The following is a 13,059-nucleotide window of genomic DNA, read 5'->3' on the forward strand; positions in this document are numbered from 1 at the left end:
GTCCATTCTATATAATACATCCATTTAGCTACCATCCCAAGGTATAAAGCCAAGGGAGCATCTAGATATCTTCCATCACAGATAATGCCTAGAACTTAATATTCATCTTTTTGTTGACCAGTTCGTTGCCCTCATAGTATTCAAAAATCCAATTACCACCTTTTTTAAATAGTATTCCACTTTCATCTTGCCAATTAGGGTTGGCGAAATAAAAGTTACTAAAACTAGTCTGTTGCAAGGTCATAACTATTTTAGGGGTGCTATCTACTAATTGGTATCCATTGGGTATGGCTTGAGCATATAGGACATCACTTTCCACTATATCCTTAACCTGCTTCGCATTTGAAGCCAAAGGCATTTCTTCTTGAGTATACCCAGACGGCACAGGCATCTTATCCTTATACGATTGCTCATCCAACGTAGCCTTTTGCTGAACTACAGGTGCAGGATTATTACTTTTTGTATCCTGAGTAGCGTTTTGAGCAATTTTCTTCACATCATCCTTATAACTAACCACTATTGGACCTTTAGAACCAGCAGGCTCATAACGGTAGCCTTCACCTGACAGTGATCGAAGACTTTCTTTTATAGCACCAGAATAAGCCTCTTTATAATCCTTCTCCTTACTCTTACCTTCTTGGGTTTCGAAAATATCTTGGGACAGGCAATCCTTTAAAGTAAAGGTAAGCTTGGTGGTAAACATGGAAGAGTCGTCATTTAGGGCTAATAACAGCCCTAGACACCTATTATTTAATAAATCTTCTGGCAGCGCATTATCATATACCGCATTAAACCCATTTTCTACCAATATATATTTAATTAACGTACTAGTCTGATGCTGGTTCTGCTCCTTAAACGCATCAAACTTAACGGGAACGATAATGTATTTATATTTATTTAATTCTGCTTGCGACATTCCTAAAAAACAACTTAAAAGAATGAAGGATGCTAGTATTTTTTTCATGTGAGAACTTATCTTATTTCTTGCCCCAAGATATAATATTTAATCCGAACTGAAAAGAAGCATAGTGACTATCGGCTAGATTGTTATAAGCTAGTAAATTATCCGCCATTAGATATAAATTCACAGGACCGGCCTGCAAATTTAATCCCACTCCAATATTGGAATAAGAAAACTTATCTACCGTATAGGTTGTCTTTATAGCCATTGCATTCCCAAACCTATGCAGGTAAAAGGCGGTTAGTGCCGCTTGGGGTCCTTTGGGTCTATTAACAACATACAATTGTCCTCCCAAAGCATTATTATAACTATCATAACCTCTTCCCTCACGTACGTAATCCTTACAATCATAACCACGGCGAGAGGGAATCGGTTTCCCAAAATTATACCGAAGGGAACCGTATAACTTGGTAGGTCTAAAAGTTATATAGCTATCGTTATTGGTGCTATAAGGAACCATTTCATTTATATCGTCTACCAACACTTGCCAATAGTCTTTATCAGCATCGGATGGAGCTACTGGCAATATAGCTTCTATCCCTTCTATTGTGGCCGAGCCTTTTAGGGTATAGTTTTTTACATCTGTAGAGTTATATACAAACCCCAAATCCAAAATACTCCCTGTAATCACTGTTTTTTTATTAAGATGGTAGGTAAATCCAAAATCTGCTCCAAACCCTAAATCGCCACCAAAGAACATTCTACGGGCTACTATTCCGGGCAGCTGAGACCTATCATTTTCCCAAGCATCCACTATGTTATTAAGTCCGGAAGTTTTAACTTCCAGATCAGCGTCTAAAGTATTCGCTACTAAATTCCTTTCTCCTTCTGTTGTTATAAAATGACCTTTATTTTCTGTGGAAGTAAAATTAAGTACACTGGAATATATTTTAGCTCTAGCGCCAACCGTAAGTTTCTTATCTATCTTTCTGTTGATACCAAAATGAAAAACGTTTACCATTTCGGCCCTAGTGTTTAAATGATTTAAATTAAAACTTCTAGGTGATTGAATTGAATCGCCCTCAATAGCCAAGATTGCATAATCTTTAAAATAATATCCTATCCCATCGGTTTCGCTATAGATACCAAATGAATAAAAATCATTGAGGTTCCTACCTCTAAATCCTCCATTAAATAATGTAATTTGATTTGTGCTACTAAGGTGATCGTTTTCATCCAATTTGTAGATCATCCTATCCATTACCTTATCATTAAAATCCAGTCCATCAGCAGCAAAAAGATCATGAACGGTAATGGCATTTGAACCGGCTTGGACTGACACTCCCGAAATTATAGGTAGCCCAACGTACCATTCAAAATCCGTTAACATCCCAGGATTGACCATAAGGGCATCAGGAATATCAGTGAAATCGTATAGCAGTTGCTTATTCTGGGCCGAAAGTTGGGCACAGATTGAGAGATAAACCAATAAGAATACCAAAATTAATCTCATCGTATTCGCATCCTAAATTTACCACTGGACCTAAAGATGATCTTTGGGTCTGGAAGATTTGATATACTTGTATGGTCTCCCATATTTGTAATATTGAACCCAATACTGGACGTGTTCTTTATTATTTCCAAGCTTTTCCCTGAGCCACCACCATATTCAACATCTCTTTTAAGCGGTATTGTCGGAGCAGGATCCATGTGAAATTTTTCAACATCCAGAAGGCTCCCATTTTCATCCAAAAACCCTATGATAATCTCCAATTCTTTACTAGTTGTATTCTCCAACTCGTAAGAAATAACCCCCTCTAGCACCCGGTCTGCAAAAACATCTTCGCTAAAACCGTCAAAACTGAAATTCTGACTATAAAAAATGGAGTCGGTAGATTTGTTTAATAAATCTTCAGGAGATTCAACATATAAAATACTACTCTCAATGGTAGGTGTTACCCTTAAATCATCTAATTGATCAAAGTCGGGCCGCTCTACACAGGAAACAAAACCTAGTAGTATTATTAAGAAAAGTAACAATGTCTTATTTACCATATTGAGCAAATTAAAACAGGATGCAATAATTTAGTGCGACCTTACGTTAAAGATAACTCTATAAAAATAATTTTATTTCATCCAAATCATGAATGATGCAACAATAGTTGTGTTTGGGTTCATTATGCGCATTAAAATGCAACACATGGAGTCCTACGGCTTTAGCACCAAGGATGTCTGCCTCCAGACTATCCCCGATCATAATTGACTTTTGTGGCACCGCATTGGCCTTTTCCAATGCTAGTTGAAATATTAAAGGGTCTGGCTTCTTTGCCCCGGCCATTTCAGAATTTATTACCTGATCAAAATAGGTTGCAATATTCGCATTGCGCAACTTCCTATCCTGTACCTCCTGAAACCCATTGGTAATGATATGGAGTTTATACTTGGGCTTTAAATATTCTAAAATCCCTATTGTATTGGGAAATAAGTGATTATAAGAAGACAAATGAGCTATATACTGCTCAGATAGGGTATGTATAAGCTCATCCCCAACTCTAAATTTCAAAGAATCGAAGGTAGTCTTCAACCTTTGATACCTTAATTCACTCTGGTTGATTTTCCCTTCCCTATACCACTTCCAAAAATTAAGATTAATGGGAGTATATGCTTTTAAAAAATCATCCAAATCAATTCCCACTCCACATTCCGACAAGATTTTTTGAAAGGTTAAGGCAGAATTCCGTTCAAAATCCCAAAGTGTGTGATCTAAATCAAAAAACACATCGGTTACCGATCCTCTATACATAAACTTTTTTAATTATATTCCTATATAAATCTTTCCAATCCAATTTAGCTTCGCCTCCTAGCAGCTCATTGGAAAACACCGTAACAAAAGTGCCATTTACTCTTTTTACCTCTAAGGCAAGGGCTTCTACCTCACTTAGCGCCTCTTCTTTGGTTCTAAATCTTAACAAACTATAATCATGCACCGCAAAGGGATGTATTTTTATTGGTTGTTGCACCTCCAAAAGTATATCATAGAAATAAAATGGTGTACAACTACCCGCCCTAAATCCACTTTCGTGGGTATATCCCATGGTATAGTCATGGGTAAAGCCGGCCTCTACCAAATTCCTATACGTTTCAGGAATTTCCACCCTGTTAAATCGCATCCGAGAACTATTGATAGGCCTATGAATTACGTTGGAAAGATTTCTCTTTTCTTCCATCAATAAATTAATATCATTAAAAGAACTATACGAACAGCATAGGGAAACCACCTCATAATCGGCAACAGATTTTATAAGGTATTTAAATTTATTATTACTGGGAGACACATTCTTGTCATAGGTGGAATATCCGGCAAACTGAAAAAAGAACAATCCTTTAGCCTTATATTGATTATGCAGCTCTATTAGTTCAAAAAAGTTATCATACGGATCCTTTTTTACTTTCAACAATACCGAAATCCTATCTACTACACGTTTTAACTTTAATGATCCTAAGTCCAGAAGAAGACCTGAAATCCCTCTTACTAAGCCTCTATGCAAAAAACAATGTGATGTAGTAACATCAATTATTGGCATAAAACGATATTTTTTGGGCTTCCTTACCAAATCTGGAAACTTTTCCCTCAGCAGCTTCAATAACTTATTGGCCCATATATCCACTACAGGTATATGTAAAAAATCATTTTGAAATGCGATACTGTCCTTGGGAGGAAAACGACCATGTATGTCCTTAACGTGCGGTAAATACTCCTCGTACCTACTCAACAAATAGAAACTAGCTGCAAAGATATCAAAGGGTAGATTGCTGCGGTCTCCAGCAGTAAAAAAGCAAGGGGTTCCTTCCCAATCTGAAACATGAATCTGGAGATCGTTTATTCCCTGCTCGAATAATAGGTCATTACTTCTCACAAAAAATTCGTTTTGGAGAGGCTGTTTAGTATAGGTAATCTTGGGGCCAGAATGTTTTATAAAATCCTCTACTTTGGTAGTGTAAACCACTTCTATACCCAAAATAGCAGTAAATAAATGCTTCGTTATATATCTAAAACGAGATGTGATTTTATGGGTGTAAATAAGCAGCATAGTCAATATTTTTATCCTTCCGGATTTTTGGACCTATCTTTTAATTGAAGCCTGCAAAATACCTTGATAACATTCTAACACAGTATCTACAAAACTTTCTCTAACCGATAAATATAAAACCTATTGATCAGAGCAGGCCTTCATCGGCAAAACTAAAATAATCTTTTTGAGTTATGATGACATGGTCCAACACTTTTATATCCAAGGCCTAGGATGCCAACCTTAATTTTTGAGTAATATGTTTATCTGCCTCACTTGGTTTTAAAGTTCCAGAAGGGTGGTTATGCGCAAGGATAAGTCCTACAGCACCCAATTCCAAGGCTTTCTTTAATACCAAGCGAACATCTACCAAAGTACCGGTGATCCCCCCTTTACTCTGTTGACCGGCAAATAACACCTTATTGGAATTATTGAGGTACACGATCCAAAACTCTTCGTGGGGAAGCTCCCCCATTTTAGGCTGCAATAGATCAAACACACTGTTACTGGATGTAATTTTAGTGACTTTTAATCCGTCTCCTCCCCTACGTCTACGTCCAATTTCCAGGGCCGCAACAATTGTAACAGCCTTTGCCGCTCCAATACCCTTAAAATGCATCAGCTGTTTTACTGAAAGCTTACCCAACTCGCTAAGGTTATTGTCCACTGAAGCCAAAATACGCTTTGAGAGTTCTACCGCGCTTTCATTGCGACTTCCAGACCCAATTAAGATTGCAATCAATTCTGCATCCGAAAGCACCATTCTACCTTTATGCACCAATTTCTCTCGTGGTTTATCATCATCGGACCAATTTTTAATGGAGAAGGAGGTTAGATTTTCTTGCATAGGTTAAAGATAAGAAATATAGTCAATTGTAAATTTATCTTTTATAGATCCCATCATGGGGATCAATTCCCCATATGCAAGTTTTAGTGAAAATAGGATTCTATTTACTAAATTAAGTAGATATAAACAAAAGAAGCCATTCTGAAATTCAGAATGGCTTCTTTAATAAAATACTTTTACCTATTAAAGATCTAGTCCTTAGTAACCTGGATTTTGCGTTAAGGTTGGCTGCCCATCGGCACCTACGCTTAAATCTATCTGGGCCTGTGGGATAGGGTAGTATTCACTTTTCCCTGGAATAAACTTTCCTCCTCTAACATCAGTAGTTATAGCTCCCTGATAATCAAAATAAGCATTTAGGGTCTGCTCGGCTATGCCCCAACGTACCAAGTCAAAAAACCGGTGCCCTTCCATGGCAAGTTCCAATTTTCTTTCAAAGTAGATTCTGTCCAGTGCCATTTCTTTGGAACCAAAGTCGGCCATGGTATAGTCGGAAATAGTATAATTTGCAGCAGTGGAAGTTTCTTTAAAACCTGCCATCGGATCGTTATCGTCTATATACTCTTTTAAGAATCCATCTGGATTGGCTGCTCTTTGGCGCACTTTGTTTACGTAACCAAGAGCCACATCTAAACTACCTGCATGTGCTTCCGCTTCTGCTGCCATTAAAAGCACATCTGCAAAACGAATTACACGAACATTAAGTGCTGTACCAGGTGCCCAAGAACTTTGATCAGAATAGATATCCTGTGTTGCTTGCCAGTAGATATTCTTTTTAGGGGCATAGGGCCCACCATAGGTCTGTTCCCTTACCCAAGCTGCACCAGGGTGTTTGCCCCAATCATGATAAGGCACACCCCTTCTTCCTACTGTCCAATCTAATCTAGGATCTAATGTTCCAGTATAAGGCGTAAAAGGATCATCACTGGTAATCCCCATATCACTTTTTACAGCATTCTGGTTGTAGCTTGTAAGATCAGGAAGTCCTGTTACTGGATCCGTCTTATAAGAATTTACTAAGTCTTGTGAGGGTTGGTAAAATCCGCAGCATCTAAAGGGGCTGTTATATGGAAAGTTTAGCATCCCACCTTGATTGGAGTTGGCTATAGAACTGGTACCGTCATTGGCTACCATTTGGATATCAAATACTGTTTCAGAATTATTCTCCACGGCAGCATCAAAGTTATCACTAAACCTATCGATAAGTGCATATTTTACTCCCCCCGGATTCACCCCACTATTGATCACCTCGGTAAATATAGTTTTGGCTTCCATGAATTTCTTTTGGTACAAATACGATTTACCCAAATAAGCTGCGGCTGCCCACTTATTAGCTCTACCAAAATCGTCTTGTGTAGCTGGCAAATTATCAAACGCAAATTGAAAATCTGCCTCTATATTAGGCCAGATATCAACATTATTTGGTTGCTTTGGATCTTCGGTAGTTTCATCAATCCATGGCACCATATTGAACATCTTCTTCAGTTCAAAGTAATAGTGCCCCCTTAAGAAACGGGCTTGAGCTGCCAAATTCTTTCCATCTTCTTCAGAAATATCTGTCGCCAATGCTAAGAGTTTCAAGGTATTGTTAGTCCTTGAAATACCTTCATATGCCGCTCTCCATTTATTGTTATAGAATCCATTTGATGGATTGGAGATAAATTTCACAATTTGATCAATGGCGGGCTGATCCCCTCCAAAGCTTCCTTTACTGGCTTCACCACCCGCTACGGTTCCATAGATCCAGTTGTCTGGGGATGACTCCCATGCTCCTCCTCCAACACTCGCACCGTCCAGGGCCGCATAAGCCCCGATCAATAGTTTGTCTACGCCATCCTTATTCGCGATAACGTCTTCACTAAGTGCTCCCAAGGCAGGTTGCTCCAAATAATTATCGGTACAGCTACCTAACCATAGCGATGCAAGCACAGGAATAAATAGTCTATTTATTTGTTTTATGAATTTCATATACTTTAATTTATTGTTCATCATCATTAAAAAATAACATTTACCCCAAAAAGAAGTTGCCTTTGATTAGGATAGGCTCCTTCATCTATTCCAAAATTAACTGTTCCTCCAGATATTTCAGGATCCAAACCAGAATAAGAGGTAATGGTAAATGCATTCACCATTTGCGCGTACAACCTCAATTTAGAAATACTGTATTTATTCATAACATCAGAGGGGAAGGTATATCCTAATTGTATATGCTTTGCCCTGAGGTAAGAACCATCTTCCACAAAATAGGAGTTAGGAACATCCGCTAAACTGAAAGATCCCGTTGTTTCTTGAATTGGCGCCGTAGCATTCATATTTTGTGGGGTCCAAGAATCGTATAAAGCTGTGTGGCTTTTAGCTCCTGTAAATGAGCTGTAAAAATCTGTCCACCATTTTACGTTGTTCCAGATGTCATTTCCTTGGGTACCATATAAGAACATACTTAGATCCCAATTCTTATATATCAGTTCTAAATTTAATCCATAGGTAAAGTCAGGATTTGGATTTCCAATAAAAGTACGGTCATCGGCCGTTATTCTTCCATCACCATCTATATCCTCATAACGGAATCTACCCACCGCAACATCTGACTGATAAGTTGCGTTTGGATTACCAGTTACCGCAACTGCATCAGCATTGGCATTGGCAATCTCATCTGCCGAATTCCAGAATCCTGCAATCTTGTATCCGTAAAATTCACTTACAGAATGTCCGACTGCATTTCTAATAATAGTACTTCCATTAAATCGTCTTCCTTCCCTATCGAAATATGCATAACCATCGGCAATCTTTTTTATCTCGTTCTTATAAGTAGTTAGTGTAACAGTTGTGTTTAAACGTAGGTCGTCCGTTAAATTAAAGAACGTAGAAACATCCATATCCAAACCACTATTGGCCATTTCCGCAACGTTTACGAAAGGAACTGTAGCGTTCCCCACAGTAGCGGGTAAGTTAGGATTAAAAAGAAGGTCTTTTATCTCTTTATTATAGTAATCCACACTTAGCTGTACACTATTGTTGAATAAAGAAGCATCCAATCCAATATTGGAATTGGTATTCTTTTCCCATTTTGCGTCCGGATTCCCCAACCTAGTCTGCTGAAAACCTTCAGCTATACTTTGGTTGCCCCCGCTGATCCCGTAATAGGAAGACTGTTGATTACCCCCAAAGGTGGTAAACGAGTTTGCAGGATCTACGTTCAATTGGTTTCCCATAACTCCATAGCCACCACGAATTTTAAGATCGTTTAACCAATCTAGTTCTGGCATAAAGTTTTCATTACCAATATTCCAACCTGCACTCACTGCTGGGAACCATCCATATTGATTGTTTAGGAATCTAGATGATCCATCGCGACGTATGGTAGCGCTTAACAAATACTTGTCATCAAAATTATAGTCCAAGCGTCCGATAAGAGATGACAATGCATCTTGTCTTTTCCAACTGTAATTGGTCTGTGTGCCTGAACCTGTTTCCAAGGTTACATAATTCGGGTCAAATGAAAAATAGCTTTGCATGGTCCCTCCAACTTGACGCTCTCTATTCTGATAAGCCTCCGTACCGATTAACACGTTTACATTGTGTATATCATTAAAGGTATTGGTATACTGCAGCGTGTTGGTCCAAGTAAAATTGTATCGAGTATTTGCGCCTTCAGTGTATGAGTTTACCGAATTGTTTTCAGCGTTTTCATATTCTGGATAAGAAAAGGAATTAAAGCTATTAGAGAAATACTGTCCTCCATAACTAGTCCTAAGTGTAAAGTTTTCCAAGAAATCTAATTCCGCAAATATGTTACCGAATATACGGTTAGACACTCCTCTGTTATTTCTAATTCGGTCCAATTGGGCAACCGGGTTCCTTGCATTTCCTAAATCCGAACCAAACGAGCCTGCAAAATTCCCTTTAATATCCCGTACAGGAATAATAGGTTGTTGTCTAATAGCCATTCCAATGGCACTTCCTTCAGTCAATGCACTAATCTGTGGGTTCTCTCTAACACTAAAACTAAGATTCTGCCCTACCCTTAAATTATCCGATATATTAAATACCGTATTGGAACGCATTGTATAACGTTTTAAATACGTGTTTTTTAAAGTTCCTTCTTGATCAAAGTAATTTAATGAAAATAAATAACTTCCTTTTTCACTACCATTACTAACAGATAAGTTATGACTGGTAATACTAGCAGGACTAAAAATTTCTTGGAACCAGTTAGTTCCTTCCTTATTAGCCTCTACAATTCTATAAAAATTATTTAAATCTGAACTATTCGTATAGTAAGGATTTACATTATAAAGTGCTTCGTCTACCGTATCGGCACCTACTGGAGCAATATAATTAGGAAGTACAGGGCTAGCACCATTACCATATTGACTGTGATTAATAGGATCCCCAGGATTGGTATTTCTCAAAGCCATAAAAGTAAGATCGGCCATTTCTTGAGATGACAAGATATTCCATGGGTTACCACTTTTCACCATCTGAGTCCCGTAATAGGCATCATAGGTAACCTTCATTTTCCCCTTACCTCTTTTGGTGGTAATAACGATTACCCCATTCGCTGCTCTTGACCCATAGATGGAAGCAGAACCAGCATCTTTTAAAACCTGCATAGACGCTACATCATTGGGGTTTAGGTCATTAATATTATCGGTTGGAATACCATCCACTACATAAAGGGGACTGTTATTCCCAAAAGTATTGGATCCCCTAATTTTAATCTGAGGCGCCTCACCTGGCTGACCTCCTCCGGTGATAGTCACCCCAGAAGCTCTACCTTGCAACTGACTCGTAACCTGTCCTGAAGGTTGCTTAGCCAAATCTTCAGTTTTAACTACTGAAACAGCACCGGTTAAATCTTGTTTTCTTTGGGTTCCGTACCCTACAACAACAATCTCTTCTAACGCAGTACCCCGGTGGATAAGCTCACATCTATAGAATTCTGCCCATTAACAGGCACTTCTACACTCTTGAATCCGATATAAGAAATGACCAAAACAGCATCTGATGCTGCATTTATGCTATAATTCCCGTCAAAGTCGGTTACCGTTCCATTGGTAGTGCCTTTTTCTAACACATTAGCCCCTGGGATTGGCATACCTTCATCATCTAAAACTACACCCGTAATAGGATTTTGAATACTATTGCTGGATACCACATACTCGTTATTGGCCGCCAACAAAGAGCCCGGAAAAATAAGCCCAAGTACTAGCAGTAATAAGCCAGGGCCATACGAAAATATTTTTCGCCGTAATTTAAAGAATAACAATGTTCTTTTAATCATAATAAATTAGTTATTAGTTAGTTAATTTTTTTGGACTTAATAGAATAATAAAGGCAAATATTCATCATCCATAATTCCAAACACGAAATATACAAACTTATGTTAAAGCGAGGAAATTTAGCTTCTTAAAAATTAAAATAGTTAGCAAGCGTCATAACCAGTGTTAAATTATCCCCCCATTTAGCTTTAGGAGAGTGCAACCTATAAAATAGATTGAAAGAAGAAGCCATTCTGAATAACAGAATGGCTTCTATGAAAAAATACTTTGACTTATTTAAGACCTAACCCTTAATAACAAGGAATTCAATTAAGGCAGGTTTTTTATTACTAACCACACTTAAATCTATCTGGGCCTGAGCAACAGGGTACTATTCACATTTCCCAGGATAAACTTCCTTCCACTAAGATAGACGGTTATATCTCTTTGATATTTAAAATAAGAATTGAAAGTTTACTACGCATTGATCACCTTATTTCTCACCGCCTCCATGTCGAGTCCCCCGTAGGTACCAGAGCTCATTAAAAGGAGGACGCTATTTACATACTCTTGCCCCAGCACAAATTGACTAAATTCCTCTTTACTGGTAAAAACATGTAAATCTTCACGACCAAAGGCCTTTTTAATCTGTTCTGCAGACACTTCTTTAAGCCCCTTTATTTTAACCGATTCTGGCAGGTAGAAAACCGCTGCCACTTCTGCCGCTTCCAAGGTTCTTTTATACTCATTTAAGAATTCAGGATTAAAACTACTGTAAGTATGCAATTCTAGGAATGCTAAAAGTTTCCTATCTGGATACTGTTGTTTAACCGCTTCCGTGCTAGCCTTTACCTTGCTAGGCGCATGAGCAAAGTCTTTATAGGCCACACTTACTTTTCCTTCAGCTAATTTTTCTAGGCGCTTAGAAGCTCCTGTAAAAGTAGACATGGCTTCATAGAAATCTTCCTCATCCAAACCCATATTCTGACATATCCATTTTGCACCGGCCAAGTTGCTAAGGTTATGTTTCCCGAAAATAGGAATAGGCATTGGTCCGTCTGGAGTTACCAAAATGGTTTCGCCATTTTCTATTGAATATTCTGGAGTATGATAGGCTAGTTTTCTAATTGTATTTTCGGAAGCCTCTACGATCTTACTTACATTTTTATCTTCCTCATTGTAAGTTATACTACCCCCTCTTACTATACTATCCACAAAAATCTTGAACTGTTCCAAATAGTTGTCAAAAGTGGGAAATACATTAATATGATCCCATGCAATACCACTCAATAAAGCAATATTAGGTTGATATAAATGAAATTTTGGACGTTTATCAACAACTGAAGATAAATACTCATCCCCTTCCAGCACAATAAAATCGTTCTCTTCAGTAATATGAACCATTTTATTAAAACCATCCAGTTGAGCACCTATCACATAATCTATTGGGCGATCGTGATATTTCATTACATGAAGAATCATAGCCGTAATAGTAGTTTTACCATGGCTACCCCCTATCACCACCCTAGTTTTATATTTCGACTGTTCATAAAGAAATTCGGGATACGAATAGATTTTAAGTCCCAATTCCTGTGCCTTTAGGAGCTCCGGATTATCTACTTTTGCATGCATACCTAAAATAACTGCATCCAAATGAGACCCCACCTTCTCTGGGAACCAACCAAAAGTCTCGGGTAAAAGTCCACTCTCTTTCAATCTGCTCTGCGCAGGTTCGTAGATTACGTCATCACTACCAGAAACAGTATATCCTTTTTGTTGTAGCGCCAAGGCTAGGTTGTGCATAACGCTCCCGCCTATTGCAATAAAATGAATGTGCATTAAAATCTATTTTATAAAACGCAAAGATAACAATTGAAATAGCCTTACACCCGCTTCCATTTAAAATTTTGAATGGTAAAATATATTCCCTAGGAAGAATAAATAATCTGCGAAAACTGTATAATGAAATTCTTTAAGCTT

Annotated in this window: 9 protein-coding genes and 1 pseudogene; all 10 read right to left on the reverse strand. The window is 38.0% G+C overall.

Translation table 11 applies throughout. From position 1 onward, the window contains the following. Positions 1-88: 88 nt before the first annotated feature. Entirely contained in the window at positions 89-964 is an 876-nt protein-coding gene (locus G466_RS0102780) for a hypothetical protein (RefSeq protein ID WP_157373793.1), read from the reverse strand. A 13-nt stretch (positions 965-977) separates the two neighbouring features. Then, entirely contained in the window at positions 978-2,414 is a 1,437-nt protein-coding gene (locus tag G466_RS0102785; protein ID WP_026812284.1) for a DUF5723 family protein, read from the reverse strand. Then, entirely contained in the window at positions 2,411-2,956 is a 546-nt protein-coding gene (locus tag G466_RS0102790; protein ID WP_034234454.1) for a hypothetical protein, read from the reverse strand. Before G466_RS0102790 ends, G466_RS0102785 begins: the two co-directional genes overlap by 4 nt. Before the next feature lie 58 nt (positions 2,957-3,014). Next, positions 3,015-3,704: a YjjG family noncanonical pyrimidine nucleotidase gene (locus tag G466_RS0102795; protein ID WP_026812286.1), complete on the reverse strand. Its 690-nt coding sequence runs from the start codon at positions 3,702-3,704 to the stop codon at positions 3,015-3,017. Beyond that, on the reverse strand, positions 3,697-4,992 hold the full coding sequence (locus G466_RS0102800; RefSeq protein WP_026812287.1) for a polysaccharide deacetylase family protein: 1,296 nt from the start codon (positions 4,990-4,992) through the stop codon (positions 3,697-3,699). Before G466_RS0102800 ends, G466_RS0102795 begins: the two co-directional genes overlap by 8 nt. A 127-nt stretch (positions 4,993-5,119) precedes the next feature. Continuing rightward, positions 5,120-5,818: pseudogene (radC, locus tag G466_RS21305) on the reverse strand (RadC family protein). A 198-nt stretch (positions 5,819-6,016) separates the two neighbouring features. Further along, positions 6,017-7,786 (reverse strand): RagB/SusD family nutrient uptake outer membrane protein, encoded by a 1,770-nt coding sequence (locus G466_RS0102810; protein WP_026812288.1) that lies wholly within the window; start codon positions 7,784-7,786, stop codon positions 6,017-6,019. A gap of 26 nt (positions 7,787-7,812) precedes the next feature. After that, positions 7,813-10,740, reverse strand: a complete 2,928-nt coding sequence (locus tag G466_RS21310; protein WP_308427460.1) for a SusC/RagA family TonB-linked outer membrane protein — start codon at positions 10,738-10,740, stop codon at positions 7,813-7,815. Continuing rightward, on the reverse strand, positions 10,719-11,102 hold the full coding sequence (locus G466_RS24375; RefSeq protein WP_229797137.1) for a carboxypeptidase-like regulatory domain-containing protein: 384 nt from the start codon (positions 11,100-11,102) through the stop codon (positions 10,719-10,721). Before G466_RS24375 ends, G466_RS21310 begins: the two co-directional genes overlap by 22 nt. 454 nt (positions 11,103-11,556) lie before the next feature. Beyond that, positions 11,557-12,918 carry a UDP-N-acetylmuramate--L-alanine ligase gene (locus G466_RS0102820; RefSeq protein WP_026812289.1) on the reverse strand — a complete coding sequence of 454 codons (1,362 nt, stop codon included), beginning with the start codon at positions 12,916-12,918 and terminating at the stop codon, positions 11,557-11,559. Between the last annotated feature and the right edge of the window lie 141 nt (positions 12,919-13,059).

The sequence above is a fragment of the Arenibacter certesii DSM 19833 genome (assembly GCF_000429545.1).
In the GTDB taxonomy this organism is placed as follows: domain Bacteria; phylum Bacteroidota; class Bacteroidia; order Flavobacteriales; family Flavobacteriaceae; genus Arenibacter; species Arenibacter certesii.